The sequence below is a fragment of the Roseomonas sp. SRI_022 genome (genome assembly GCF_057586215.1).
The window spans coordinates 104,557-129,473 of the sequence record NZ_JBYCZL010000011.1 but is presented as its reverse complement, the minus strand read 5'-3'; the positions used below and the strand labels follow the sequence as shown (position 1 = coordinate 129,473).

The 24,917-nt window shown below is 70.1% G+C and carries 22 protein-coding genes, 1 tRNA gene and 2 pseudogenes; 8 read left to right on the top strand and 17 right to left on the bottom strand.

The genetic code is table 11. From position 1 onward, the window contains the following. Positions 1-20 precede the first annotated feature (20 nt). The 10 genes and pseudogenes from AC2YHJ_RS13205 to AC2YHJ_RS13160 all read right to left on the bottom strand — a co-directional run bounded on the left by AC2YHJ_RS13205 (position 21) and on the right by AC2YHJ_RS13160 (position 9,481). The gene (locus tag AC2YHJ_RS13205; RefSeq protein ID WP_487396524.1) at positions 21-1,259 is read right to left on the bottom strand and encodes an ABC transporter substrate-binding protein; all 1,239 of its coding nucleotides are present in this window, start codon (positions 1,257-1,259) and stop codon (positions 21-23) included. Positions 1,260-1,284: 25 nt separating this feature from the next. Continuing rightward, the gene (locus AC2YHJ_RS13200) at positions 1,285-2,517 is read right to left on the bottom strand and encodes an ABC transporter substrate-binding protein (protein ID WP_487396523.1); all 1,233 of its coding nucleotides are present in this window, start codon (positions 2,515-2,517) and stop codon (positions 1,285-1,287) included. A gap of 27 nt (positions 2,518-2,544) precedes the next feature. Then, on the bottom strand, positions 2,545-3,291 hold the full coding sequence (locus AC2YHJ_RS13195; RefSeq protein ID WP_487396522.1) for an ABC transporter ATP-binding protein: 747 nt from the start codon (positions 3,289-3,291) through the stop codon (positions 2,545-2,547). Beyond that, positions 3,284-4,054 (bottom strand): ABC transporter ATP-binding protein, encoded by a 771-nt coding sequence (locus AC2YHJ_RS13190; RefSeq protein ID WP_487396521.1) that lies wholly within the window; start codon positions 4,052-4,054, stop codon positions 3,284-3,286. The genes AC2YHJ_RS13195 and AC2YHJ_RS13190 overlap by 8 nt, the downstream gene beginning before the upstream one ends. Positions 4,055-4,293: 239 nt before the next feature. Next, positions 4,294-5,076 (bottom strand): annotated as a pseudogene (gene tig, locus AC2YHJ_RS13185) (trigger factor); the annotation flags it as partial. A gap of 627 nt (positions 5,077-5,703) precedes the next feature. Then, positions 5,704-6,123: pseudogene (locus AC2YHJ_RS13180) on the bottom strand (trigger factor); the annotation flags it as partial. A 46-nt stretch (positions 6,124-6,169) separates the two neighbouring features. Continuing rightward, positions 6,170-6,254, bottom strand: a tRNA-Leu gene (locus AC2YHJ_RS13175). 96 nt (positions 6,255-6,350) lie between these two features. Next, complete coding sequence (locus AC2YHJ_RS13170; RefSeq protein WP_487396520.1) at positions 6,351-7,616, bottom strand: serine hydrolase domain-containing protein; 1,266 nt, start codon at positions 7,614-7,616, stop codon at positions 6,351-6,353. Positions 7,617-7,771: 155 nt separating this feature from the next. Further along, a complete protein-coding gene (locus AC2YHJ_RS13165) occupies positions 7,772-9,055 on the bottom strand; it encodes an RNA polymerase sigma factor (RefSeq protein WP_487396519.1) in 1,284 nt (427 codons plus the stop codon). Between the two features lie 3 nt (positions 9,056-9,058). Beyond that, on the bottom strand, positions 9,059-9,481 hold the full coding sequence (locus tag AC2YHJ_RS13160) for a YciI family protein (RefSeq protein WP_487396518.1): 423 nt from the start codon (positions 9,479-9,481) through the stop codon (positions 9,059-9,061). A gap of 253 nt (positions 9,482-9,734) precedes the next feature. Between AC2YHJ_RS13160 and AC2YHJ_RS13155 the strand changes: the two genes are divergently transcribed. Next, positions 9,735-11,000 carry an MFS transporter gene (locus AC2YHJ_RS13155; RefSeq protein WP_487396517.1) on the top strand — a complete coding sequence of 422 codons (1,266 nt, stop codon included), beginning with the start codon at positions 9,735-9,737 and terminating at the stop codon, positions 10,998-11,000. A gap of 8 nt (positions 11,001-11,008) precedes the next feature. Here the strand turns inward: AC2YHJ_RS13155 and AC2YHJ_RS13150 are convergent, their stop codons facing one another. Continuing rightward, positions 11,009-13,393 (bottom strand): 1-deoxy-D-xylulose-5-phosphate synthase N-terminal domain-containing protein, encoded by a 2,385-nt coding sequence (locus AC2YHJ_RS13150; protein ID WP_487396516.1) that lies wholly within the window; start codon positions 13,391-13,393, stop codon positions 11,009-11,011. Positions 13,394-13,656: 263 nt separating this feature from the next. Beyond that, positions 13,657-13,815: a hypothetical protein gene (locus tag AC2YHJ_RS13145; protein WP_487396515.1), complete on the bottom strand. Its 159-nt coding sequence runs from the start codon at positions 13,813-13,815 to the stop codon at positions 13,657-13,659. A 3-nt stretch (positions 13,816-13,818) separates the two neighbouring features. On the opposite strand from AC2YHJ_RS13145, the gene AC2YHJ_RS13140 reads away from it, so the two are divergent. Next, the gene (locus tag AC2YHJ_RS13140) at positions 13,819-14,262 is read left to right on the top strand and encodes a cupin domain-containing protein (protein WP_487396514.1); all 444 of its coding nucleotides are present in this window, start codon (positions 13,819-13,821) and stop codon (positions 14,260-14,262) included. A gap of 39 nt (positions 14,263-14,301) precedes the next feature. Here the strand turns inward: AC2YHJ_RS13140 and AC2YHJ_RS13135 are convergent, their stop codons facing one another. After that, positions 14,302-14,958 (bottom strand): glutathione S-transferase, encoded by a 657-nt coding sequence (locus tag AC2YHJ_RS13135; RefSeq protein WP_487396513.1) that lies wholly within the window; start codon positions 14,956-14,958, stop codon positions 14,302-14,304. A 107-nt stretch (positions 14,959-15,065) separates the two neighbouring features. On the opposite strand from AC2YHJ_RS13135, the gene AC2YHJ_RS13130 reads away from it, so the two are divergent. Then, the gene (locus AC2YHJ_RS13130) at positions 15,066-16,277 is read left to right on the top strand and encodes a polyhydroxyalkanoate depolymerase (protein ID WP_487396512.1); all 1,212 of its coding nucleotides are present in this window, start codon (positions 15,066-15,068) and stop codon (positions 16,275-16,277) included. 173 nt (positions 16,278-16,450) lie between these two features. Here the strand turns inward: AC2YHJ_RS13130 and AC2YHJ_RS13125 are convergent, their stop codons facing one another. From AC2YHJ_RS13125 to AC2YHJ_RS13115, 3 genes are all read right to left on the bottom strand, one after another. Next, positions 16,451-17,866 carry a malonyl-CoA decarboxylase gene (locus AC2YHJ_RS13125; RefSeq protein ID WP_487396511.1) on the bottom strand — a complete coding sequence of 472 codons (1,416 nt, stop codon included), beginning with the start codon at positions 17,864-17,866 and terminating at the stop codon, positions 16,451-16,453. A 171-nt stretch (positions 17,867-18,037) separates the two neighbouring features. Next, on the bottom strand, positions 18,038-18,544 hold the full coding sequence (locus AC2YHJ_RS13120; RefSeq protein ID WP_487396510.1) for a hypothetical protein: 507 nt from the start codon (positions 18,542-18,544) through the stop codon (positions 18,038-18,040). A gap of 211 nt (positions 18,545-18,755) precedes the next feature. Continuing rightward, positions 18,756-20,204, bottom strand: a complete 1,449-nt coding sequence (locus AC2YHJ_RS13115) for an NAD(P)H-hydrate dehydratase (protein WP_487396509.1) — start codon at positions 20,202-20,204, stop codon at positions 18,756-18,758. Positions 20,205-20,302: 98 nt separating this feature from the next. Here AC2YHJ_RS13115 and parA point away from each other — a divergent pair, with 98 nt between their 5' ends. Continuing rightward, on the top strand, positions 20,303-20,935 hold the full coding sequence (gene parA, locus AC2YHJ_RS13110) for a ParA family partition ATPase (RefSeq protein WP_487396508.1): 633 nt from the start codon (positions 20,303-20,305) through the stop codon (positions 20,933-20,935). A 299-nt stretch (positions 20,936-21,234) separates the two neighbouring features. Beyond that, positions 21,235-21,672 carry a GNAT family N-acetyltransferase gene (locus AC2YHJ_RS13105; RefSeq protein ID WP_487396507.1) on the top strand — a complete coding sequence of 146 codons (438 nt, stop codon included), beginning with the start codon at positions 21,235-21,237 and terminating at the stop codon, positions 21,670-21,672. Between the two features lie 12 nt (positions 21,673-21,684). Here the strand turns inward: AC2YHJ_RS13105 and AC2YHJ_RS13100 are convergent, their stop codons facing one another. Beyond that, positions 21,685-22,629 (bottom strand): DMT family transporter, encoded by a 945-nt coding sequence (locus AC2YHJ_RS13100; protein WP_487396506.1) that lies wholly within the window; start codon positions 22,627-22,629, stop codon positions 21,685-21,687. A 74-nt stretch (positions 22,630-22,703) separates the two neighbouring features. Here AC2YHJ_RS13100 and AC2YHJ_RS13095 point away from each other — a divergent pair, with 74 nt between their 5' ends. The 3 genes from AC2YHJ_RS13095 to AC2YHJ_RS13085 are packed head-to-tail and all read left to right on the top strand — an operon-like array spanning position 22,704 to position 24,916. Continuing rightward, the gene (locus tag AC2YHJ_RS13095) at positions 22,704-23,345 is read left to right on the top strand and encodes an NUDIX domain-containing protein (protein ID WP_487396505.1); all 642 of its coding nucleotides are present in this window, start codon (positions 22,704-22,706) and stop codon (positions 23,343-23,345) included. After that, the gene (locus tag AC2YHJ_RS13090; protein ID WP_487396504.1) at positions 23,346-24,068 is read left to right on the top strand and encodes an alanyl-tRNA editing protein; all 723 of its coding nucleotides are present in this window, start codon (positions 23,346-23,348) and stop codon (positions 24,066-24,068) included. Positions 24,069-24,073: 5 nt separating this feature from the next. Further along, a complete protein-coding gene (locus tag AC2YHJ_RS13085) occupies positions 24,074-24,916 on the top strand; it encodes a sulfurtransferase (RefSeq protein ID WP_487396503.1) in 843 nt (280 codons plus the stop codon). Position 24,917: the final 1 nt, after the last annotated feature.

Genomic DNA, 24,917 nt, shown 5'->3' with positions numbered 1-24,917 from the left:
GCCCGCCCCGGTCGTCTCGGTCAGCTGCGGACCAGCGAGCAGCCGCCATCCGCGAGCGGACGGAAGGCCTGGTCGGCAGGCACGGTCTGCAGGACCTTGTAGTAGTCCCAGGCGCCGCGGCTCTCCTCGGGCTTCTTCACCTCGAACAGATAGACGGGGTGCACCTTGCGGCCATCGACACGGATGGTGCCCTGGCCGAAGGCATCGTCATCGGTCGGCATCGCCTTCATGCGCGCGACGGTCGCCGCGCCATCGGCCTTGGCCGCCGCGACGCCCATCTCCTTCACCGCCTTGAGGTAGTGCAGCGCGCCGGCATAGCAGCCGGCCTGCGCCATCGTCGGCGGCGCGGTGTTCGGCATGGATGGCCGCACACGCGTCGTGAAAGCGCGGGTGCGGTCGTTCAGGTCCCAGTAGAAGGATTCCGTCAGCACCAGCCCCTGCGCCGTCTGCAGCCCGAGCGAGTGCACATCGGTGATGAAGATCAGTAGCCCGGCGAGCTTCACGCCGCGGCGCGTGATGCCGAATTCCGCCGCCTGCTTCACGCAGTTGATGGTGTCGCCGCCCGCATTGGCCAAGCCGATCACCTTGGCGCGCGAGGACTGCGCCTGCACGAGGAAGGAGGAGAAGTCGGTCGTGCCCGGGAAGGGCGTCCGCACCTGTCCCAGCACCCGCCCGCCGGCCGCGCGCACGAAGCCCGCAGTGTCGCGTTCCAGCGCATGGCCGAAGGCGTAGTCGGCGGTGATGAAGAACCAGGTGTCGCCACCCGCGCGCACCATCGCGCCACCCGTGCTGTTCGCCAGCATCCAGGTGTCGTAGGTCCAGTGCACCGTGTTCGGGCTGCACTGCGCGCCCGTCAGGTCGGACGACGCGCCAGTGCTGTTGATGTAGACCTTGTTCTTCTCCCGCACGATGCCGGCGACGGCGAGCGCGACGGAGGAGGTCGGCACGTCGATGACGAGATCGACACCGTCACGGTCCACCCATTGGCGCGCGATGTTGGAGCCGACATCAGGCCGGTTCTGGTGGTCGGCCTGGATCACCTCGACATTGAAGCCAAGCGCGCCGAGCTCCTGTACCGCCTGGCGCACGCAGGCGGTGGAGCCGGGGCCGGAGAGATCGCGATACAGCCCGGACTGGTCGTTCAGCACGCCGATCTTGATGGTGTTCGCGGCCTGGGCGCGGGCGCGCGAGGCGGGCAAGGCGCCCCAGGAGGCGGCGGCGGCGCCGGCGGCAAGCACGCTGCGACGGGTGGGGGTCATGGCGTAGTCTCCTTGTAGAACGGCATCAGGAACGCACCATCGTGCAGCCGCCCTCGGCGACAGGCCGGAAGGCTTCGTCGGCCGGCGTGGTGCCAAGCAACTTGTAGTAGTCCCAGGCCCCCCGGCTCTCCCCCGGAGCCTTCACCTCGAACAGATAGGAGGGGTGGATCTTGCGGCCATCGGCGCGGATGCTGCCGCGGCCGAAGCAGTCATCTTCCGTCGGCATCGCCTTCATCCGGGCGACCGCCGCGGCGCCATCCGCCTTCGCGGCGGCCACGCCCATGTCGGCAACCGCCTTGAGATAATGCACCACGCCGGCATAGCAGCCGGCATGGGTCATCGCCGGCATGTTGGGCGCGATGGCGGAACGCACCTTTTCCGTGAAGCGACGCGTGCCGTCGTTGAGGTCCCAGTAGAAGGTCTCGGTCAGCACCAGCCCCTGCGCCGTCTGCAGCCCGAGAGAATGCACGTCGTTGATGAACATCAGCAGGGAGGCGAGCTTGATGCCGCGCCGCGTGATGCCGAATTCCGCCGCCTGCTTGACGCAATTCGTGGTGTCCGTGCCGGCATTGGCCAGTCCGATGACCTTCACGCGCGACGCCTGCGCCTGCACGAGGAAGGACGAGAAATCCGTGGTGCCCGGGAAGGGCGTGCGGACCTGCCCCAGCACCCGGCCGCCCGCATTGCGGACGAAGTTGCCGGTGTCGCGTTCCAGCGCATGGCCGAAGGCGTAGTCCGCGGTGATGAAGAACCAGCTGTCCCCGCCCGCGCGCACCATCGCGCCGCCGGTGGACTTCGCCAGCATCCAGGTGTCGTAGGTCCAGTGCACCGTGTTGGGCGAGCAGCGCGCACCGGTCAGGTCGCTTGTCGCCGCCGTGCTGTTGATGTGGACCTTGTTCTTCTCCCGGCAGATGTCGTTCACGGCCAGCGCGACGGACGACGTCGTGACGTCGAGGATGACGTCCACGCCGTCGCGGTCGATCCATTGCCGGGCGATGTTCACCCCGACATCCGGGCGGTTCTGGTGGTCCGCGAACAGCACCTCGACATTCAGTCCACGACCCGCGAATTCCTGCACCGCGGCGCGGGCGCAGGCGACGGAGGTCTGGCCCGAGATGTCGCGATACATGCCCGACATGTCGTTCAGGACGCCGATCCTGATGGTGTTCGCGGCCTGGCCATGGGCGCTCCGCCAAGGCAAGGCGCCGACGAGCGGCACGGCGGCGGCGGTCAGCAGCGTGCGACGGTCAAGCGCCATCGTGATCATTCCCTTCCCTGTCCGGCGTCAGACGCCGAGATATTCCTGCAGGCGGGACATGGACCCGGCGAGGTCCTCGTTGCGGACCATGTCCACCACCTTGCCGTGTTCCATGACGTAGTGGCGGTCGGCGACGGTCTGCGCGAAACGGAAGTTCTGTTCGACCAGCAGCACGGTGAAGCCGCGCTGCTTCAGCGCCCGGATGGTGTGGCCGATCTGTTGCACGATGACCGGGGCAAGCCCTTCGGACGGTTCATCGAGCAGCAGCAGCTTCGCCCCGGTGCGCAGGATGCGCGCGATGGCGAGCATCTGCTGCTCGCCGCCCGACAGCTTGGTGCCCTGGCTGCGCGCGCGTTCCTTCAGGTTCGGAAACAGCTCGTAGATCTCATCGACCGGCAGGCCGCCGGGGCGCACCACCGGGGGCAACATCAGGTTCTCGGTGACGTCGAGCGAGGCGAAGATGCCTCGCTCCTCGGGGCAATAGGCGATGCCCGCGCGGGCGATCACGTCCGACCGCGCGCCGACCAGTTCCCGCCCCGCATAGTGGATCGAACCCGAACGCTTCGGCACCACGCCCATGATGGACCGCAGCGTGGTCGTCTTGCCCGCGCCGTTGCGCCCGAGCAGCGTGACCACCTCACCCTCGCGGATGTCGATGTTGACCCCGTGCAGGACATGGCTTTCGCCGTACCAGGCCTCGAGCCCGCGCACGGCCATCAGCGGGGTGCCACCGTCCTGCGCCGCCATCGGCAGGGTGGCGAGGGTGTCAGCCATGGGCGGCCTCCGTGGGCGCTTCGGTACCGAGATAGGCAGCGATGACGTCGGGGTTGCGCGCGACCGTCGCGTAGTCGCCCTCGGCCAGGACACGGCCGCGCGCCAGCACGGTGATGAAGTCGCACAGGCCGGAAACGACCGTCAGGTTGTGTTCCACCAGCAGCACCGTCCGTCCCGCCGAGACGCGGCGGATCAGTTGCACGATGCGCCCGACATCATCATGCGTCATGCCCGCGGTCGGCTCGTCCAGCAGCATCATCACCGGATCGAGCGCCAGCGTCGTCGCGATCTCCAGCGCCCGCTTGCGGCCATAGGGCAGCTCGCCCGCCGTCAGGTTCGCATAGGAGGACAGCCCGACATCCTCGAGCAGTTCCCGCGCGCGGTCGTCGTAGCTGCGCAGCAGCGAGTCCGAACGCCAGAAATCGAAGGACCCGCCGCGCGAGCGCTGCAACGCCACGCGCACATTCTCCAGCACCGAGAGATGCGGGAACACGGCCGAGATCTGGAACGACCGCACCAGGCCCAGCCGCGCCACCTCGGCCGGCTTCATGCCGGTGATGTCACGACCGTCATAGCGGATCGTCCCGCGCGTCGGCTGCAGGAACTTGGTCAGCAGGTTGAAGCAGGTGGTCTTGCCGGCACCGTTCGGCCCGATCAGGCCGTGGATGGTGCCGCGGCGGATCGACAGGCTCACATCATTCACGGCCACGAAGCCGCGAAATTCCTTCGTCAGTCCCACCGTTTCCAGGATGGCATCAGACACCCGTCAAACTCTCCCCTTGATCGACGGCCCGATCGGCCGCTCGTGTTCTGTCTTCCGATGTAGGCGAGGCCCGGCCGGCCGCGCAAGGCGGCCTTGATGAAACCCATGCTTTTACTTCGGAAGGCGCCCGGCGGAGGATGAATAGGCGACGCAATGCATGAAAAAGGGGCAGCCAAGCTGGCTGCCCCCTGTCGAATCTCCCGGCGGGGCGCGCCTGTGGCGGCCCCGGGATCGCCTACTCAGGCGGCGGCGTTCAGGTCCTCGGGGCTCACCTGGCGTTCGGTGACCTTGGCGAGTTCCAGCATGAAGTCCACGACCTTCTCCTCGAACAGCGGGGCGCGGAGGTTCTCGGCGGCCTGCGGGTTCTTGCGGAAGAAGTCGAGCACCTGCTGCTCCTGGCCGGGATAGCGCATCGCCTCCTGCTGGACGGCGCGGCCCATCTCGTCCTGGCCGACCTGGATGTTGTTGGTCCGGCCGATCTCCGACAGCATCAGGCCAAGGCGGATGCGCCGTTCGGCGATGCCGCGATACTCGGCCTTCAGCGTCTCCTCGTCCTTGCCCTTGTCGTCCTCATCCAGGCGCCCGGCCTTGAGGTCGGCCTCGACGCGCTGCCAGATCTGGGCGAACTCGGCCTCGACCATGCCCTCGGGCACCTGGAAGGACGCCTGGTCGGCCAGCTTGTCGAGCAGCGCGCGCTTCAGCTTCAGCCGCGACAGCGCATCGTATTCGCGCTGCAGGGAACCGCGAATCGCTTCCTTCAGCGCGGCGAGGTCGGCCATGCCGACGGCCTTCGCCAGCTCGTCATCCACCGGCTTGGCGACGCGGGTCTTGAGCGCCTTGGCGGTGATGGTGAAGCGGGCATGCCGGCCGGCGAGCTGGGCTGAGCCGTAGTCGCCGGGGAACACCACGTCGATGTCGCGCGATTCGCCCGGCGACATGCCGTCCATCTGCTCGGTGAAGCCGGGGATGAAGCCCTGGCCGCCGACCTCGATCGGCATGTCCGAGGCGGTGCCGCCGGCGAAGATGCGCGCCTCGGGCTCCTCGCTGCCGGCGAAGACCCGGGCCGGGCCGACGCGCAGCGTGACGTCCACCGCACCGGCGGGGAACACGACGACGAAGGTCGGCAGCGCCTGCACCGGCGCGTCGCCGCTGGCGAGCGTCAGCGTCATCCGGTCGCCATCCGCGCCCATCGTCGCGGCGACGCGCTGGTGGATGTCGTTGCCGCCATACATCTCGTTGAAGCCGAGCTTCGGCTCGGCGCCGGCCGGCAGGGCGCCTTCGGCGACGCGCACGGCGGTCAGCAGCGTCAGCGTGTCGCCGCCCTTCACCGACAGCTCATCGGCGGGGGCGAATTGCAGCCGCAGGATCGCCTTCTCGGTCGGCGCGCCGGTCATCTTCAGGTCGAAATAGGGGCGGCCGGCCTCGCTGCCGATCGCCGTGACCTCGTGATCGAGCGGCCCGACCTTCTCGATGTTCCAGCCGGTCGGCAGGCTGCCCGGATTGCCCGGCACGGCGCCGAGGCCCGGGCCGTTCTTCAGCAGGTCGGCGGGCAGCCGGCCAGTGAAGTCGCTGACCAGGATGTCGCCCTTGCCGGCCGCGCGGGGCTCGGCATCGGCGAGGTCGCCGTTGCGCTCGGCGATGTTTGCGAGCGCCTTGTCCACCGCCTCATCCGCCGGCTCGGCCTTCAGGCGCTCCAGCTCGATGGCGTTGAAATCGGGCATCGGCACCTCGGGCAGCACCTCGAGGTCCATGCGGTATTCGAGGTCGGCGCCCTCGGCGAAGTTCGTCAGCTCGATCTTCGGCTGCATCGCCGGCTTCAGGCCGCGGTCGGTCACCACCTGGCGCGAGGTGTCGGTGACGGACTGCTCCAGCACCTCCCCCAGCACGGCGGAGCCGTAGCGCTGCTTGACCACCGACATCGGCACCTTGCCGGGCCGGAAGCCGGGCATGGTGACGGTCTTGGCGATCTCGGCGAGCCGCTTGTCGCGCGAGGCGGCAATGGCCGCGGCGGTGACGGTGACGGAATAGGCGCGCTTCAGCCCGTCATTCGCGAGCTCGGTGACCTGCATCGAGGGACGTCCATCCAAAAGGCTAGAGAGAACCAGCGGCGCCATTTGGTGCGGGCGAAGGGAGTCGAACCCCCACGGCTTGCGCCACTGGAACCTAAATCCAGCGTGTCTACCAGTTCCACCACGCCCGCCCACGGAGGCGCCGCGTAGCGGAGAGGCGCGGGGTTTAGCGCAAGGCGGCCGGGTTTCCAAGGCGGCTTGATCGGAAGCCGCCCCGGAAGGCCGGATCAATCGGCGTAGGCGGCTTCGCGCACCAGATTGGCGATGGGGCCGGAGCCGATGATCGCGGTCTGCGTCATGACCACGCCCACGATCCGGTTGGTGGGATCCACCCAGAACTGGGTGCCGTAGATCCCGCCCCAGCCCCACGACCCCGCCGGCAGGCGCGACCGTGCCGCTGCCGGATCGACCAGCACGCCGGCACCGAGGCCATGGCCCCAGCCCGGCCCGCGCAGCGTCGCCAGGTTGCCGGTCGCGTTCTCCCCAACGAGGCGCGCCGTCTCGGGCCGCAGGATCCGGACGCCGTCGATCTCGCCGCCACGGGCGAGCATGGTCAGGAAGCGGGCATAGTCGCCGATGTTGCCGACCATGCCGCCGCCGCCGGAATGGTAGCCGGACGCGCCCCAGGCCCGCGCGGGATCAAGCAGCGCGGTGCCGCCCGTGGCCGGGAAAGCCACTTCCATCGCCGTCGGCACGGGCGCCACGCCCAGGGCCAGGGCGAGCTGCGCCTGGGCCGGCCGGGTCACCGGAACGAAGCGCTCGGCCTGGGCCGCGGGCACGCTGAAGCCGAAGGAGGCGAGGTTGAGCGGGCGGGCGATGCGCTCGGCCACGAAGGCGCCGAGGGTGCCGCCGGTGACGCGCTCGATCACCCAGCCCAGCACGTCCGTCGCCAGGGAGTAGTGGAACTCGCTGCCCGGCTGGTGGCGCAGCGGCACCGAGGCCAGCCGCCGCGCGGCCTCCTCCGAGGACAGCGTGGTCCCAAGGCCGTCGGTCACGCCCGCATCGCGATAGGCGGCGATCAGGCCCGGCGAGTTCATGAAGTTGTAGGAGAAGCCCGCCGTATGGGTCATCAGGTCGCGGATGGTGGGCGCGCGCGCCGGCGCCGCGAGGCTGCCATCCGCCTGACGGACGCGGAGGTCGGCAAAGGCAGGCAGGTGCCGCGCGACGGGATCGTCGAGGTTCAGCCGGCCTTCCTCGACCAGGATCAACGCCGCGGTCGAGGTGATGACCTTGCTCATGGAGGCGAGGCGGAACATGTCCGTCATGGCGATCGGCGTGCTGCCGCCCGGCTCCCGCACGCCATGCGCGCGCTGATAGATCGGCTGGCCATCCTGCAGGATGAGGGCGAGGACCCCCGGGGTGGAGTTGCCTTCCACCAATTGGCGCATGGCCGCGTCCACGGCGGCGGTGCGGTTTTCCGGCATGCGGGCAGCCAGCGGGCTGGCGACCAGCCCGGCCAGGGCAAGGCCGAGCAGGATACGGCGGGTGGGCATGGACTTCCTCCAATGGCGTGGAACGCCGGGTTGCCCCCGGCCTGACGGGAAGCGTTGCACAGCTTCGCCAGCCCTGGTTGAGCGAAATTCCGTGATGCACGCAGCGGCTCGCGCGTCTGGCAGCGAAGCCCGCCGATGATCCCGGTCGTGCGGCCCTACGGCGGGTTCCCGCAATCCGCAGCGCGGCGCCGCAGGAAATCCCGTTCCCGCGCATTCCGCGTCAGCCCGGCGGCCGCCATGAATGCCGCCCGCGCCTCCTCGCGGCGGCCAAGGCGGAACAGGGTATCGCCGATCGCCGCCGGCAGCGGCGCGTAGCCGTTCAGGGCGCCCTCCCCCTCGATCTCCCGCAGCAGCCGCAGGCCCATCGCGGCGCCGAAGGCCATGCCATAGGCAATGGCGCGGTTCAGCGCCACAACCGGCGACGGAATCGCCACCAGCAGCCGGTCATACAGGCCAGCGATGCGCGGCCAGTCGGTCGCCTCCGCGGTCGGTGCGCGGGCATGGCAGGCGGCGAGCGCGGCCTGTAACGCATAGGGTTCGTCCGAACCGCCCAGGGCCTCCGCCCGCGCCATTGCCACCAGGCCGTGGCGGATGCGCGTGCGGTCCCAACGGCGGCGATCCTGCGCCGGCAGAGGCACCAGCGCGCCATCGGCACCGATCCGGGCCGCGAGGCGGGAGGCCTGCAATTCCATCAGCGCCAGAAGCCCGTGGACCTCCGGCTCCTCCGGCATCGCAGCGGCCAGGATGCGACCGAGCCGGCACGCTTCCGCGCACAGGTCCGGCCGCGTCAGCGCCTCGCCGGCCGTCGCGGCATAGCCCTCGTTGAAGATCAGGTAGAGCACCTCGAGCACCGAGGCGAGGCGCGCTGTCCGCGCAGCCCCGCGCGGCACCTCATAGGTGACACCGGCCTCGGCGATGCTGCGCTTGGCGCGGGTGATGCGCTGCGCGATCGCCGGCTCGTTCGACAGGAAGGCGCGGGCGATCTCTCCGACTGTCAGCCCGCCCACCAGGCGCAGCGTCAGCGCGGCGCGGGCATCCGGCGCCAGCACCGGGTGGCAGGCGGTGAAGATCAACGTCAGCACCTCATCGCCGATCCCGTCGTCCAGTGCAGCGTCGAGCGCCTCAACAATCCCGTCCTGCGCCGCCTCGCTCTCCCGCCCGATCTCCGCATGGCGGCGGTCGAGCATGCGATCACGGCGGAAGCGGTCGATGGCGCGGCGCTTCGCCGCTTCCATCAGCCAGGCGCCAGGCCGTTCCGGCACGCCGCTGCGCGGCCAATCGGCCAGCGCCGCCGCCATCGCGTCCTGCGCCAGGTCCTCAGCGACATCGAGGTTCCGCACCAGGCGCAGCAGGCCGCCGATCAGCGCCGCACGCTCGATGCGGAAGACCGCCTCGACTGCCGCCGCCGCCGCGGCGTCCCGCTGCCCCGGCGGCGGCACGGGTCAGTTCCCGCCGGTCTGGCGGCGAAGGCGATCCAACTGCTCCGCCATGCCCTTCTCGATAGCCGCCTCGAAGTCGCTGGCTTCATAGACCGGACGGATCTCGATCTCGCTCGGGCCGGGCATCGGGTTGGGGCAGCGCTTCACCCATTCGACCGCCTCGGCCATGTCGCGCACCTCCCACAGCCAGAAGCCGGCGACGAGTTCCCGCGTCTCGGCGAAGGGGCCGTCCATGACGCTGCGGTTCGGTCCATCGAAGCCCACGCGCTTGCCCTTGGAGGATGGTTGCAGCCCCTCCCCCGCCAGCATCACGCCGGCCTTGGCCAACTCGTCGTTGAACTTGCTCATCGCCTCGAACAACTCGACCGTCGGCGGTGCCCCGGCCTCGCTGTCCACCGTCGCCTTCACCATCACCATCACGCGCATCGTTCCGTCTCCATGCTTGCGGGACGCCCCAGCGGCCGTCCTGACCCTACGACGAACGGGGGCGGGCTGAATCGACAGGAGTGGGTGAAAAAAGTTGCGGCGGCCGGATGCCCGTCCGCCATGCGCGCCGTGCTTGACCTGGCCGGGCCGGCTGCCCACCCTTGTCTGCAAGGGGCCATTCGCGATCGCCCCGTGAGGCTTCGGCCCGAGCATCGCGTCACGCAGCGGCGCCGCGCGCCGTCGGGGGACGCTCATGCCCAGTTCCGCCAGCGACCAATCCGCCCCAGCCTTCGGACAGGCCGCCACCCTGCCGGACATCGCCAATGCCGCCCGGCGTTCCATGCGCAGCATCATGCTCGCGCGCGGCCTGCGGGATTTCGGCGACGGCCTGATCGCGGTGCTGCTACCGGCCTTTCTGCTGGCGCTCGGCTTCGGTGCGGCGGAGATCGGCGCGGTGGCGACGGTCGCGCTGCTCGGCTCGGCGCTGATGACGCTCGGTGTCGGGATGCTGGGCGGGCGGGTGGATGTGCGAAGGCTGCTGCTGGCGGCCGCCCTGCTGATGGCCGCGACGGGGCTGGGCTTCGCCATGGCGGCCGGCCTTGCGGCGATCCTCGCTCTGGCCCTGTTCGGCACGATCAACCCCTCGGCCGGCAGCGTGAGCGTTTTCGCGCCGCTGGAGCAGTCGGCGCTGACCCATGCGACACCTGACGCCGACCGCACCGCGATCTTCGCGCGCTACAGCCTGGTCGGTGCACTGGCCGCCGCTGCCGGCGCGCTGACGGCAGGGCTGACCGATGTGCTGGGCGCGATGGGCCTGCCGGAGACGCTGGCCCTGCGCTCGCCCTTCTTCCTCTACGCCGCGCTCGGCCTCGCCTGTTGGGCGGCCTATCGGGCCATGCCGCGGCAGGAAGCGAGTGTGGCTGGCGCGGCCCACGCACCACTCGGGCCGTCGCGCCGGATCGTATTGCGCCTCGCGGCACTGTTCAGCGTCGATGCCTTCGCCGGCGGGCTCGCCGTGCAGTCGCTGCTGGCGCTGTGGCTGTTCGAGCGCTTCGACCTGTCCCTGGCGCAGGCCGGGCTGTTCTTCTTCTGGACGGGCGTGCTCTCCGCTTTCTCCTTCCCGGTCGCGGCCTGGCTCTCGCGGCGCATCGGGCTCGTGAACACCATGGTGTTCACGCATATCCCCTCCAGCCTCTGCCTGATTGCCGCGATGCTGGCCCCGGACCTGTGGTGGGCGCTGGGGCTGTTGCTGCTGCGCGCGGGGCTGTCGCAGATGGATGTGCCGACGCGGACGTCCTACGTCATGGCCGTGGTCACCCCGGCCGAGCGCACCGCGGCGGCCAGTGTCACGGCGGTGCCGCGCAGCCTCGCTTCCGCGGCCGGGCCGGCGATCGCCGGGGCCATCATTGCCATGGGCTATCCGACGGCGCCGTTCATCCTCTGCGGCGTGCTGAAGATCGCTTACGACCTGGCCCTGCTGCGCGCCTTCGGCCGGATGAAGCCGCCAGAGGAGCGGTAGGGCGGGCGTCAGCCCAGCAGCGCCTCCGCGCAGGCATCAAGGATCGCGTCGCTGTCGAGCCCGTATTCCCGGTAGAGATCCGGGATGTCGCCGGCCTGCCCGAAGCGGTCCACGCCGAGCGGTACCACCCGGTTGCCCTTCACCGCGCCCATCCAGGCATGGGCGGCCGGATGCCCGTCCAGCACGCTGACCAGCGCCGCCCCGGGCGCGAGCGGCGCCAGGATGCGTTCAATATGCGAGACCTGCCGAACGCCGCCGCGCACCCCGCGCCGCGCCGCGAGCCATTCCGCATGCAGCCGGTCCGGGCTGGTGATCGCGAGCAGCCCGGCGCCGGGTTCCTCGGACCGCAATTCCTCGAATGCGGCCGCCGCCTCGGGCGCGATCGAACCCTGATAGGCGATGGCGATGCGCGCGCCCTCCGCCGGCGGCACCACCCAATGCGCCCCGGCGATCACCGCCGCCGGGTCCAGCGCGCGCGCCGGCTGTTCCAGCCCGCGCGTGGACAGCCGCAACCACACGGCGGACCCATCCGGCTTCTGCATGTGGTCGAATGCATGGCGCAGCAGGATGGCGAGTTCATCGGCATGCGCCGGCTCGAAGCTCGCGAGCCGGTCGGCGGCCATGCCGATCAACGGCGTGTTGACCGATTGGTGCTGCCCGCCTTCCGGCGCCAGCGTCAGGCCCGATGGCGTGGAAACCAGCAGAAACCGCGCATCCTGGTAGCAGGCGTAGATCAGCGCATCGAGGCCGCGATTGACGAAGGGGTCATAGACCGTGCCGATCGGCAGCAACCGCGCGCCATAGAGCCGATCCGCCAACCCCAGCCCCGCCAGCACCAGGAACAGGTTCTGCTCGGCGATACCGAGTTCGACATGCTGGCCCTCCGGCGACATGCCCCAACGTTGCGCGGAGGCGAGCTTCGCGTCGCGAAACACGTCGTTCTTCTTGTGCCGGTCGAAGATACCGCGCCGGTTCACCCAGGGGCCGAGATTGGTGGACACCGTCACATCCGGGCTGGTGGTGACGATGCGCTTCGCGAGATCGGCGAATTCGCCCTGCCCACGCCCGATCTCGGCGAGGATATCGCCGAAGGCGGCCTGGGTGGATTGCTTGCGCCCCTCCCCCACGCGCGGCGGCGCGAAGACGGCGGGAACATGGATCGCCGGCGAGGTCAGGCTGCGGCCGGTCGGCGTCAACGGTTCCGCGAAGGGCACCGAGGCGAGGAAGGCGCGCAATTCCGCTTCGGGAATCCCAAGGCCCTCGAACAGGTCCCACTCATGGCCGGGGCGGATCGCCATCGATTCCCGGAAGCTGCCCATCTGCTCCTTGGTCATCAGGCCGGAATGGTTGTCCTTGTGACCGGCAAAGGGCAGGCCCATGCCCTTGACGGTATAGGCGATGAAGCAGGTCGGCTGGTCGCCCTCGGCATCCTGGGTGCGGAAGGCCTCGGTCAGCGTCTCGATGTCGTGGCCGCCGAGGTTGTTCATCAGCGCGGCGAGCTCATCATCGGTCAGCGGGTCGATGATGGCGCGGATGCCTTCGACACGGCCGAGTTCGGCGAGCAGCGCGGAGCGCCAGGCGGCACCGCCCTGGAAGGTCAGCGCGGCGTAGAGGCTGTTTGGGCAATCATCGATCCAGCGGCGCAGATGCTCGCCATCCGGCCGCGCGAAGGCGGCTTCCAGCTTGCGGCCGTATTTGATGGTGACGACGTTCCAGCCCATGTCGCGGAACAGGCCCTCGATGCGGCCGAACAGCCGGTCCGGCACCACGGAATCGAGCGACTGGCGGTTGTAGTCCACCACCCACCAGACATTGCGGATGTCGTGCTTCCAGCCTTCGAGCAGGGCCTCGTAGATATTGCCCTCATCCAGTTCGGCATCGCCCACCACGGCGACATGGCGCCCCGGCGGGACGCCCTCCGGCGCCAGGTTGTGCAGGTGGACGTAGTCCTGCACCAATGAGCCGAAGGAGGCGAGCGCCACGCCCAACCCGACCGAGCCGGTGGAGAAATCCACCTCCCCGCCATCCTTCACCCGCGACGGATAGGGCTGGATGCCGTGGAACTGGCGCAGCGTGGCCAGCTTCTCCCGCTCCTGCCGGCCGAACAGGTAGTTGATGGCATGGAAGACCGGCCCGGCATGGGGCTTCACCGCGACACGGTCGGCCGGGCGCAGGATCGAGAAATACAGCGCGGCGAGGATCGACACCGACGACGCGCAGGATGCCTGGTGCCCGCCGACCTTCAGCCCATCCCGGTTCGGGCGGATGTGGTTGGCGTGGTGGATCATCCAGGCCGAAAGCCACAGCAGCTTGCGTTCGATGGCGTGCAGGATCTCGACGCGGCGCGCCGCGTCCGGCGTCGGCGACCGCTCGGCTTTTCCCTGCACATTCATGTCCGGACGCTCCCGTGGATTCAGGAGCGGACTATGGGGTCTCCCGAGGGCTGGGAGAAGCCGGGGGGCTCAGCGCCGCCGGCGGCGCGACGGTGCGGCCGGATCCGCTGCGCGGGCCTCGGCCGGGCGGTGCGTCGCGCGCAGCAGGATCGCCGCCAGGGTTGCAAGCATCAGCAGGAACTCGGTCATGGCGGCTGTCCGTCCAAGCGGGCCTCGGTGCCATGGACGATGGCCCCTCGGCGGCCTGCCTTCCGTGCGGCAGGTCACGCACCGGGGCCGCCTGCCATCTTGTTGTGCAACGCCGCAAAATGCTTGCGGGCCGCAGCCACGCGGCGCGACACTGCGGCATCGAGGAAGAGCCAATCGGCGGCATCCACCACCGCGCCAGGCCACACCGGCCCGGCGCCCAGCAGGAGGGCCACGGCATGCTCGATGCACCGCAGGTGAATCTGTTCTCTCACGTCAAGGAAGGCGACACGCCCTGGCGGACCGATGGGTTGCGGGCCTTCTTCGCCTATCGCGACCTTGGCATCGCCGCCGCGACAGGCGGGCGGGTGATCGCCCATCTGGTGCGCGCCAACGAAGCGCCGGAAGCCGGCACCGGCTGGCACACCCACCAGGCCGAGTTCCACATCGTGCTCATGCTCAAGGGCTGGGCGAAGTTCATGTACGAGGACAAGGTCACGCTGGTGGAAGCGGGCGACTGCGTGCATCAGCGCCCGGGCATCGTGCACTACCTCTACGACTACTCGCCCGACATGGAGTACCTGGAGGTCGTCGGACCGGCCGACTTCGGCACGCAGGACGCCGAGGGCCCCTGCGCGGTCCCCTCCCCGGTTCCCTGGCCACCGGGCACGAAGCCGGGCTGAACGCGCGCGGTGGGCCGGCGGCAGACCGGGCGTGGCTGCTCAGAACTCGACCTCGAGTTCGGCGATCTCCTCCGGCTCGGCCAGCGCCTCGCGCGTCCATTCGACGAGGTCCGGCCAGGCCAGCACATGGCGCGCATAGGCCGCCGCCCGCGCGCCGAGCGTGACGTCATAGGTGCGGAAGCGCGTCGCAACCGGCGCGTACATCGCATCCGCGATGGTCGGCGCCGCGCCGAACAGCCAGGGGCCGCCACTGCGGGCGAGGCAATCGTCCCAGATGGCTTCGATCGCCTCGATGTCCGCGCGCGGCCCGGACCAGATGGCGAAGCCCGGCCGCTGCGCCTTGAGGTTCATCGGCAAGGAGGACCGCAGCGCGGCGAAGCCCGAATGCATCTCCCCCGAGATCGAGCGGCACAGCGCGCGGGCGTGACGCTCCGCCGGCAGCATGCCAGCACCGGGGCGAATCTCGTTCAGGTACTCGGCGATCGCCAGCACGTCCCAGATCCGCACCCCGTCATGCACCAAACACGGGTATCGGATGGAGGAGGAACGCAGCAGCAGCTCCTCCCGCGCCACGGGATCATCGGGCGAGATGGTCTCCGCCACGAAATCCAACCCCGACAGGCGCGCCAGCAGGAAGCCGCGCAACGACCAGGAGGAATAGTTGCGGCTGGTGATCAGAAGGGTCGCCTGGGCCATGCCGCGCTCCGTGCACCGGGTGTTGCTGCGATGCGAATTCGCGGTGCAACATTAATACCATGCACGAAGGGCGGGCCAGCCATTCGGCATCAGGGCGGCTTCGAACAATGATCTACGCGTTCTACGACAGCCACGCGCGGGCGCTCGCACCGTTCCGCGGCCAGGCGGAATGGTTCGCGGGCATGATGCGCGGCGTGGGTGGCGATGGATCGCCGACACTGCGGCGCATGATGGCCAGCCTCGACCTGTTCTCCAGCGTGCGGACGACGCATGCGCGCCCGGCATTCGGGTTCGACCGCACGATCATGGGCAACCGGGAGGTGGCGGTAGAGGAGGAGGCGGTGCTGACCACCCCCTTCGGCACGCTGCTGCGCTTCCGCAAGGACACGCCCGTCCGCCAGCCGCCGTTGCTGCTGGTCGCGCCGATGTCCGGCCATTTCGCGACGTTGCTGCGCAACACCGCCGAGACGCTGCTGCCCGATTTCGACCTGCACGTGACCGACTGGCACAATGGCCGCGACGTGCCGCGTTCGGCCGGAAACTTCGGCTTCGACGACTTCGTCGAGCATGTGATGACCTTCATCCGCGCCATGGGCCAGGGCGTGCATGTCCTCGCCGTCTGCCAGCCCTCGGTCGCGGTGCTGGCGGCCGCGGCGCTGATGCATGAGGACCGCGACCCGCTCCGCCCGCGTTCCCTGACGCTGATGGCCGGGCCGATCGACACGCGGCAGAACCCGACGCGGGTGAACCGCCTTGCCGCAGGCAAGCCGATCGCCTGGTTCGAGCGGCACATGATCTCGACCGTGCCGATGGGCAGCCGCGGTGCCGGGCGGCGCGTCTATCCTGGCGTCACGCAGCTGACGGCGTTCATGTCGCTCAACATCGCGCGCCACATCGCCGCCCATGAGGCCTATTGGCGCAACCTCGCCACCGGCGACTTCGATGCCGCCGAGGCGCATCGCCGCTTCTACGACGAGTATTTCGCGGTGATGGACCTGCCGGCGGAATTCTACCTCGAGACGGTGGAGCGCGTGTTCCAGACCCACGACCTGCCGACCGGCGCGCTGACTTGGCGCGGCCGCCCGGTGCAGCCGCGCGCAATCCGGCGGATGGGACTGATGACGGTGGAAGGCGAGAAGGACGACATCTGCGGCATCGGCCAGACCATGGCGGCGCTCGATCTGTGTTCGGGCCTGCCGACCACGATGCGCAGCCACCATCTGCAGACCGGCGTCGGGCACTACGGCGTCTTCGCCGGCAAGCGCTGGCAGAACGAGATCTACCCGCGGGTGCGGGCGATGATGCAGGGGTATCAGTAGGAGTCTTTTTTGACCTCAAGCGCCGGCGCGCACGTGCGTGCGCTTGGCTTGCGCGCCCTGCAGTGTTGCGTTGTGCGCGGCTGACGGTCTGGGCGCGGTCGCGCTTTGCGCTCCCGGCCCGATGCCGTGCATCGAGCCGAAGTTGGGCGTGGTAATGCGCGACGGGCCGGAGGCTACCCCCGCGCCAGCTTGCGCAGCGTGGTCGAGACGGCGCGTCGCCCCTCGCCCACATAGAGCTCGTGGTTCTCCTCGATCCGCTCGGGATCGTAGAGGTAGTTCACCATCATCCCGACCGACTGCCGGTGCCCGTTCTCCGACGTATCGGCCCGCCAGTTGAGCCGTTCGGTCCGCGCCCCGTTGGATAGGTGGAAATGCGCCACCGGGTCGCGCGCACGGCCGGCCCGGCCCGGCGCATCCTCCCGCACCAGATAGCGGGCGCACAGCCGTGCCAGGATCGGTTCCAGCGCCCGCTGCGCTTCCTCAACGCGCAGCACGCCGCGCCGGGCGATCAGGGCACGTAGGATCGCCTCCTCCGATGCCTCGGCCGGCACCGTCTCAGGCAGCAATTCGGCGATGCCGCGCAGCGTCTTGCGTTCCTCCTCGGTCAGCGGGCTGTCGTCACCCGCCAGCACGGTATCAAGCCAGCGCCGGAACCCCGGGATGGGCGACAGCGTGCAGAACGCCTTGATGTTGCGGAACTCGTCAGCCAGCAGCCCGACCACGCGCTTGATCAGGAAATTGCCGAAGGAGATCCCATCCAGCCCGCGCTGGCAGTTGTTGATCGAATAGAAGACGGCGGTATCCGCCTTGGCCGTGTCGAGCACCGGCGCCTTCTGGTCGAGCAGCCGTTGCACGCTGTCGGCCATGCCCTGCACCAGCGCCACCTCGACGAAGATCAGCGGTTCGTCTGGCATGCGCGGATGGAAGAAGGCATAGCAGCGCCGGTCGGATTCCAGCCGGTTCTTGAGGTCACGCCAGCCGCGGATGCGGTGCACCGCCTCATATTCCACGAGCCGTTCGAGCTGCACCGCCGGGGACCGCCAGTCCATTCGCCGCAATTCGAGGAAGCCGACGTCGAACCAGCCGGCGAGCAGAGCCTTGAGATCCGTCTCCAGCGCCTGCAGCAGCTTGTCGCCGTCGCGCCGGGCGATGAGCTCGGCGCGCATGTCCACCAGGAACTTCACCCCGTCAGGGATGGCGGCGAAGGCCGTCAGCAACTGGATGCGCGGCGGTTCCAGCGCACGGCGCAGCCGCGCGGTGGCGACGGCGCGCTCGGCCGGATCGGCGGCGGCGCCCACTGCCTCCATGGCGCGGGCGACGGCGGCCGGGTCGGAATCGAAGGCGGCGAGTGCCCTCAGGAAATCGAGCCGCCCCGCCTCATCGAGGGTGCGATAGGCCTCGGCCAGGCTGGCCGCGCGGTTGCGCGCCGAAACCTCGCCACCACGGGCGCCAAGCGCATCGCGCAGGCGGGCGGCAACATCCCCCGCTTCCCCATTCGCACCGACCACCGAGGCCACGTCGCGCCACAGCGATGAGACACGGCGCAACGCCCGATCAAGCAATCCGGCCTGGACAGCGACTTCCGACATGCCTCACCCCGTTCGCGACGGATTGAAACCTACGGAAACACAAGTTGAAAATCCAGTGGCGTGGCATGGGCCGTAGTCGCCATGCCGGAACGATGAAGGGCGCTGCCGCGGCCGCGACAACGCCCCCTCTTGCAGATCCCGGCCGGTGGCCCGGCCGTCGCAATCGACCGGTCAGGCCTTGCCGATGCCCAGCAGCGCGGCGCGGACGCTCGACACCACGCTGGACGCCTCGGTCTCCACACCCGAGGCCACGACCTGGGCGGAAGCCGCCGTCGCCGGGCTGCGCATCACCACATCGGCCACGGCGGCCTCCGCGATGGCGGCAACCTGGGTGGCACCGGCCGGCGCGGCCGCGGCCGCGGGGCCGGGCAGCGGAATGGCGGAGGCGACCGGGGCGGGCTGCGCCGCTGCCGACGCCGGGGCGGCCATCGGGGGCGGCGTATAGACCGGGGCCGGAGCAGGGGCCGGGGCGGTGGCGAAATGGATCACCTCGCCGCCCGCGCGGTCCGGTTCGCCGGTCACGGGCATGTCCAGCCCGGCCGCAACCGAAGGCTGCACATCATACAGCGCAAGCAGCCGCCGAATGGCCTCGAGCCGCTGGAACGGCTTCGACGCGCGAAGCTCCGCGACGATCGACCGCTCCTCATGGTGGAGCACGGAAACAAGGCTGTTGCTCATGATACCCTCGCCATCCCCTGGATGCCTCCAGCCTACCTCTAAAGAATTAGAAAATTCAACGCTCTGTCCGTTTTTATCGCCCAATTCGCGCTAACGCAGCATCTTGTAGGCACACGGTTGCGTTACCACCCATATCTTGTCGCGTTTAGTTGATTCACGCATTCGTGACCCGCATGGCGCAAGCCCGCGCCGCCACATACACGCATCGCGTTCAACCCTGTGGTCGCCGCGACACGGCACTTGCAAGCGATAATGGAAGTTGCGCTGGAAGATCTTCCGCCAATAGCCCGTATCCACAGCGAAAACCGGCATCGCCATGCAACCAGGCCGCGGCGGCCGCGGCCTCGAATGGCGGCATGCCGCCGGCGAGCAGCGCCGCCACGAGTCCCGCCAGCACGTCCCCCGTCCCGCCGGTCGCGAGCCAGGCTGGTGCGTGCCGGTTGATCGCCACGCGCCCGTCCGGGGCGGCGATGACGGTGTCCGGTCCCTTCAGCAGCACCACCGCCCGGGTCAGCGCCGCGGCGCGTCGCGCCGCCCCCAGCCGGTCGCCGCCCGGCGTGCCGAACAGGCGCGCGAACTCCCCCTCATGCGGGGTCAACACCGCGCTGCCGCGCAGGCGCTCCGGCCGGCCCGCCGCGGCGGCCAGCACCCCGGCATCGGCCACCACCTGACGCCCCGCCGCCAGCGCCGTGGCCAGCGCATCGAGCGCCGCATCATCCACGGGCAGCCCCGGTCCGATCACCCAAACCGCGCGCCGCGGATCGTCCAGCAGCGCCGCGATCGGCGCCTCGCTGACGATGACGCCGGGATCGCCGCCGCGCAGCACGTCGCCGGTCGCGCGATCCGGCGCGAGCAGCGTCACCAGCCCTGCCCCGCCGCGTCGCGCGCCGGCCGCCGCCAGGCGCGCCGCGCCGGTCATGCCCGCCCCGGCCAGGATGGTGACGTGGCCCCGGCTGTATTTGTGCGCCGAGGCGCCATGCAGGGGCAGCCGCCACAGGCCGGGCGCGTCTTCCCAGCAGCGCGGGCCGATGTCGCCCAGCACGGCGGCCGGCAGGCCGATATCGGCGAGCAGCAACTCCCCGCACAAGTCACGGCCCGGCATCAGCAGGTGCCCCGGCTTCAGGCGGAAGAAGGTGACCGTCAGCGCCGCCTGCGGCGCATAGCCCCGCACCTGCCCGGTCGCGCCGTCGAGGCCGGAGGGCACATCGACCGCCAGCACCGGCCCGCCGGCGGCGGCAAGGGTCTCCGCCACCAGCCCCTCGACCGGCCGCGCGAGGCCGGCACCGAACACGGCATCGATGACCAGCCCCGCGCGGGCCGCCTCGGCCGGCGCGAAGGGCAGCATGGGCCCGCGCCAGCGCCCCGCGACCGCCGCGGCATCGCTGCCCGCCCGCGGCGGTGCCAGCGCCGCGACGGCCACCGGCCAGCCCGCCTGTTCCAGCAGGCGCGCGGCGACATAGCCATCCCCGCCATTGTTGCCCGGCCCGGCCAGCACGAGCGTCCGGCAGGGCCGGAAGCGGCGCATCGCGGCGCGCGTGACGGCGCGCCCGGCCGCCTCCATCAGCCCCTCGCCGGGTATGCCACGGGCGATCGCCGCGGCATCGGCGCGGCCCATTTCCTCGGGTGTCAGCAGCGCGAGCGGGCCGGCATCAGGTTCCATCGGGCGAGCATCCCCGCGCGCCTGCCGCGAAACAAGGCATCTGCCCGATGGCGGCAAGGCCCGACCTGCTATGCTTCGTGCAACATCAGGAGTCGCGCATGGCCTTCGTCATAGCCGTCGCGCAGCGCAAGGGCGGTGCGGGGAAATCCACCATCGCCGCCAATCTCGCCACCGCCTTCGCCGAGGAAGGCCGGCGCGTGGCGTTGCTCGACATCGATCCGCAGCATTCGCTGCAACGCTGGGACGCGCTGCGCGGCAATTCCCCCAAGGCGCGCCCGCTGCATTTCGAGGCCCCGTCCGGCTGGCGTGTCCCCGCCGTGCTGGACCGGCTGCGCCGCGACCAGGATGTCGTGCTGCTGGACACCGCGCCGCATGACGACACGGATGCGCGCGTGGCGATCCGCTCGGCCGACCTCGTGCTCGTGCCGCTGCAGCCTTCGGCCGCCGATGTGTGGTCGATGGATGGCACGCTCGACCTCGCCAGGAAGGAAGGGCGGCCGGTGGCGCTGGTGCTCAACCGGGTGCCTGCGGCGGGCAAGCTGCGTGAACAGGTCACCGCGATGATTCAGGAACGCGGCCTGCCGCTGCTCGACCCCACGCTGGGCAACCGGACCGCTTTCGCGCAGGCCTTCATGGCGGGGCTCGGCGCGGTGGAAGCGGCGCCGAAAGGCCCCGCGGCGGCCGAGGCGCGGGCGCTCGCCGCTGCCCTCGCGGCGAAACAGCGGGGCTGAGATGGCCACGCTATCCAATGTAACCCACGTGCCAGACGCCGCGGTCCGGGTGGCCGATGCTGTTCGGCCGACACCGGGGCTTCGGCGGCGGCATCTGCTACGTGCATCGGCTGCAAGGGGCCGGCCTTGCGATGGCCACCATATCGCCGTCGTCGCGCCGCTGCCCTGGCGTTGGATTGGTACCGTGCCGGCGGCCGCCCGGCAGCGGCGGTGCTCGACATGATACGGAAAGGTGTCTCGGTGAACTTGGCTATTGGATTGGCGACGGCGACCGTCGCCACCTGCGGGCGCTTCGACGCATGAGCACGGCACTGCGCGAAGGCATCGCCATCGTCGAGGACGCCGCACCGGAATTCGAGGCGGTGGGCGCGATCCAACGGGGCCTGCATCAGTTCAACCAGGCGATGGGCGGCCCCTATGACCGCGAGCCGGTGACGCTGCTGGTCCAGGATGCCGAGGGCAAGACGCTCGGCGGGTTGCTCGGCCTGACCTTCTGGGGCTGGCTGTTCATCGACTGGCTGTGGTTGAGCCAGGAGATGCGCAGCCAGGGCTACGGCGGCGAATTGCTGAAGCGCGCCGAGGCGATCGCGCGGGATCGCGGCTGCACCAACGCCTATACCGACACCTTCTCCTTCCAGGCGCCGCATTTCTGGGAGAGCAACGGGTATGCGGAATTCGGCCGGCTGGACGGCATGCCAGCGGGGCATGCCCGGGTGTGGTTCAGGAAGGCCCTGTGACCGCGAAGGGGGTCACCGCTTGACCCCCAGCGCCACCTCCCGGTGCCAGATATAGATCCCCGCCGCCACCAGCACCGCCATGCCCAGGAAGTCCCACGCATCGGGCAGTTCCGCCCAGATGAAGGCGCCAAGCGCGGTGGTCCAGACGATGCCCGAATACTCGAAGGGCGCGAGCAGCGTCGTCTCCCCGGTGCGGTAGGCGCTGGTCATCAGCACCTGCGCCAGCGCCGAGATCAGCCCGATCCCCGCCAGCAGCACCCATTCCACCGGCGTGGGCCAGACCCAGACCGGCACCGCCGCGATCCCCGCCAGCACCGCGGCCCCTACGGCGAACCAGAAGACGATGGCGACGGAACTTTCGCCTGCCTCGCCCATCCGGCGGATGGTGATCATCGCCAGCGCCCAGCCGACGGCGCCGAGCAGGCAGAGCGTGACCGCCAGCCCCTCCCCGCGCATTCCCTCGCCGCCCGGGCGGACCATCAGCACGACGCCGAGGAAACCGACCAGCACCGCAAGGCCGCGGCGCCAGCCCACACGCTCGTTCAGCAGGGGCACCGACAGCACCGTGAGGAACAGCGGCATGGTGAAGCCGAGCGCCGTGACCGTCGCGATCGGCAGGTGAACGTATCCGTAGAAGGCGCCGATCATCCCCATCATGCCGAACACCGTGCGCGCCGCATGGCTCATCGGGTTGCGCGTGGCGAGCGCGGCGATACCGCCGCTCGCCAGCACCACCGGCAGCAGCGCGGGCAGCGCGAAGGCGTTGCGGAACAGGATCACTTCCGCGACGGGGATGCGGCCACCGATCGCCTTGGCGCAGGCAGCGGAAAGCGCGAAGGCCAGGCAGGCGCCGAGCAGCACGATGATGCCGCGCCGCCGCGCCCGTGCGCGCGCCTGCTGATCGGGCGACCCCTCGCCTTCGGCGCCAAGCCGCGCCGCGCTGCCGCCCTGAACCATCCTGCCTGACGCTCCCTTCCCGCCGCCCCCGGTGCATGGACGGGCCGGGCGGCCAAGGGTAGGTTTCGCGCCGCATGAGCGCCAGACCTCCCAAGGCGAAGCCCATTCCCGCCCATCCCGGCCTGACGGTTCTCTCGGACGAGGTAGTCTGGGACGGACGCTTTCCGCTGCAGCGCGTCCGCTTTCGCCGCCGCCGCTTCGACGGCACGGAAGGCGGGCTGCAGACCTGGGAGCTGTGGCGCCGCGGCGGGGCGGTGGCGATCCTGCCCTGGGACCCCTGGTCCGACCGTGTCGCGCTGATCGAACAGTTCCGCCTGCCCGCGCTGGCCGCCGGGCTCGACCCCGTGATGGCCGAATGCGCCGCCGGGTTGCTGGAAGATGGCGAGGACCCGATCGATGCCGCGCGCCGCGAACTCGCTGAGGAAACGGGTCTCGCCGCCGACCGGATGGAGCCGCTCGGGCGCTTCATCCTCAGCCAGGGCGGCTGCGACGAGGTGATCACGCTGTTCCTCGCCCGCACCCGCCTGCCAGAACCGGGTCACGCCGGACACCACGGCCTGCATAGCGAGCATGAGGACATTCGCGTGCTGGTGCTGGACGCCGAGCAGGCCATCGCCATGCTGGACGACAACCGCATCGCCAATGCGACCGGTGCGCTGTGCCTCGCGCAGTTCGCCCGCCGTCGTGCGGCGCTGCTGAAGGATTGGAAGGACTGAATGCCGACCGAACTCGCCTATCGCGACGATGCCTATGCGCGGGAGATCACGGCGCGCGTCGTCGCCGCCTCGCCCGAGGGCGTCGTGCTAGATCGTACCGTCTTCTATGCCCGCGCCGGCGGCCAGCCGGGCGATGCCGGAATGCTGCGCTGGGCGGGCGGGGAAATGGCGGTCGGCGAGGCGCTGAAGGGTCCCGACGACACGGTGCTGCATGTACCCGCCACCGGCGCGGCGCTGCCGGAACCGGGTGCCGAGGTGACGGCGCGGCTCGACTGGGATCGTCGCCACACCTTCATGCGCCTGCACACCGCGATGCACCTTCTGTGCAGCCTCATCCCAGGTGCCGGCGTCACCGGCGGGCAGATCGCGGTGGAGAAGGCGCGGCTCGACTTCGACCTGCCGGAACCGCCGACCAAGGAAAGCCTGACCGAGCGGATCAACGCGCTGATCGCGGCCGACCACGCCGTGACGGAACGCTGGATCAGTGATGCGGAACTGGATGCCAATCCCTCGCTGGTGCGCACGCTGTCCGTGCAGCCGCCGCGCGGGTCGGGCCGCGTGCGGCTGGTGCGCATCGGGCCAGAGGACACGCCCGTTGACCTGCAGCCCTGCGGCGGCACCCATGTGCGCGCCACCGGGGAGATTGGGCGCATCGACGTCATCAAGATCGAGAACAAGGGCAAGGCGAACAGGCGCGTGACGCTGGTTCTCGCCGGGGAGTGAAACGCATGGATATGTTGGTTTCCACCGAATGGCTGGCCGGGGAACTCGGCAAGCCGGATCTGGTGGTGTTCGACTGCTCGACCTTCCTGCCGGGTGAACCGGGCAACAAGAAGGACGCGTTCCGCGACGCGCATATCCCTGGCGCGCTGCTGTTCGACATCGACAAGATCGCCGATGACGAGACCGACCTGCCGCACATGGTGCCGACGCCGGCGAAGTTCGCGCGGATGGTGGGCGCGCTCGGCGTGTCCAACGACAAGCGCGTGGTGTTCTACGACCAGCACGGGCTGCGCGGTTCGCCGCGCGGCTGGTGGATGATGCGCCTGTTCGGACACGACAAGGTCGCCGTGCTGGATGGCGGGCTGCCGGCCTGGAAGAAGGAAGGCCGCACGATCGCGACCGGCGAGGCAACTCCGCCCGCGCCCGCGACCTTCGTTCCCGATTTCCGCGCCGGCATGCTGAAGGGCATCGGCGATGTGAAGCGGATCGTCGCCGATGGCTCGGCGCTGATCATCGATGCCCGCGCCAAGGGCCGTTTCGACGGCAACGCGCCGGAACCGCGCGCGGGCCTGCCATCCGGCCACATGCCGGGCGCGGCCAATGTTCCGGTCAGCGAGATCGCCGGCCCCGACGGCCGTGCGAAGGACCCGGCCGCGCTGCGCGCGCTGTTTGCCGCGGCGGGCGCGACGGGCGGCAAGCCTGTCGTCACCTCCTGCGGCTCGGGCGTCACCGCCTGCGTGCTCGCCTTCGGAATGGTGCGCGCCGGCCTGCCCGAACCTGCCGTCTATGACGGCTCCTGGACCGAATGGGCGTCCCGCCCGGAAACCACCAAGGAAAAGACGTCCTGAC

Coding starts and splice junctions, on each gene's coding strand:
- AC2YHJ_RS13150 (WP_487396516.1), bottom strand. CDS start 13,393: ATGAATGTGCAGGGAAAAGCCGAGCGGTCGCCGACGCCGGACGCGGCG.
- AC2YHJ_RS13170 (WP_487396520.1), bottom strand. CDS start 7,616: ATGCCCACCCGCCGTATCCTGCTCGGCCTTGCCCTGGCCGGGCTGGTC.
- AC2YHJ_RS13125 (WP_487396511.1), bottom strand. CDS start 17,866: ATGTCGGAAGTCGCTGTCCAGGCCGGATTGCTTGATCGGGCGTTGCGC.
- AC2YHJ_RS13200 (WP_487396523.1), bottom strand. CDS start 2,517: ATGGCGCTTGACCGTCGCACGCTGCTGACCGCCGCCGCCGTGCCGCTC.
- AC2YHJ_RS13140 (WP_487396514.1), top strand. CDS start 13,819: ATGCTCGATGCACCGCAGGTGAATCTGTTCTCTCACGTCAAGGAAGGC.
- AC2YHJ_RS13205 (WP_487396524.1), bottom strand. CDS start 1,259: ATGACCCCCACCCGTCGCAGCGTGCTTGCCGCCGGCGCCGCCGCCGCC.
- AC2YHJ_RS13115 (WP_487396509.1), bottom strand. CDS start 20,204: ATGGAACCTGATGCCGGCCCGCTCGCGCTGCTGACACCCGAGGAAATG.
- AC2YHJ_RS13135 (WP_487396513.1), bottom strand. CDS start 14,958: ATGGCCCAGGCGACCCTTCTGATCACCAGCCGCAACTATTCCTCCTGG.
- parA (WP_487396508.1), top strand. CDS start 20,303: ATGGCCTTCGTCATAGCCGTCGCGCAGCGCAAGGGCGGTGCGGGGAAA.
- AC2YHJ_RS13130 (WP_487396512.1), top strand. CDS start 15,066: ATGATCTACGCGTTCTACGACAGCCACGCGCGGGCGCTCGCACCGTTC.
- AC2YHJ_RS13085 (WP_487396503.1), top strand. CDS start 24,074: ATGGATATGTTGGTTTCCACCGAATGGCTGGCCGGGGAACTCGGCAAG.
- AC2YHJ_RS13160 (WP_487396518.1), bottom strand. CDS start 9,481: ATGCGCGTGATGGTGATGGTGAAGGCGACGGTGGACAGCGAGGCCGGG.
- AC2YHJ_RS13090 (WP_487396504.1), top strand. CDS start 23,346: ATGCCGACCGAACTCGCCTATCGCGACGATGCCTATGCGCGGGAGATC.
- AC2YHJ_RS13195 (WP_487396522.1), bottom strand. CDS start 3,291: ATGGCTGACACCCTCGCCACCCTGCCGATGGCGGCGCAGGACGGTGGC.
- AC2YHJ_RS13105 (WP_487396507.1), top strand. CDS start 21,235: ATGAGCACGGCACTGCGCGAAGGCATCGCCATCGTCGAGGACGCCGCA.
- AC2YHJ_RS13100 (WP_487396506.1), bottom strand. CDS start 22,629: ATGGTTCAGGGCGGCAGCGCGGCGCGGCTTGGCGCCGAAGGCGAGGGG.
- AC2YHJ_RS13155 (WP_487396517.1), top strand. CDS start 9,735: ATGCCCAGTTCCGCCAGCGACCAATCCGCCCCAGCCTTCGGACAGGCC.
- AC2YHJ_RS13120 (WP_487396510.1), bottom strand. CDS start 18,544: ATGAGCAACAGCCTTGTTTCCGTGCTCCACCATGAGGAGCGGTCGATC.
- AC2YHJ_RS13095 (WP_487396505.1), top strand. CDS start 22,704: ATGAGCGCCAGACCTCCCAAGGCGAAGCCCATTCCCGCCCATCCCGGC.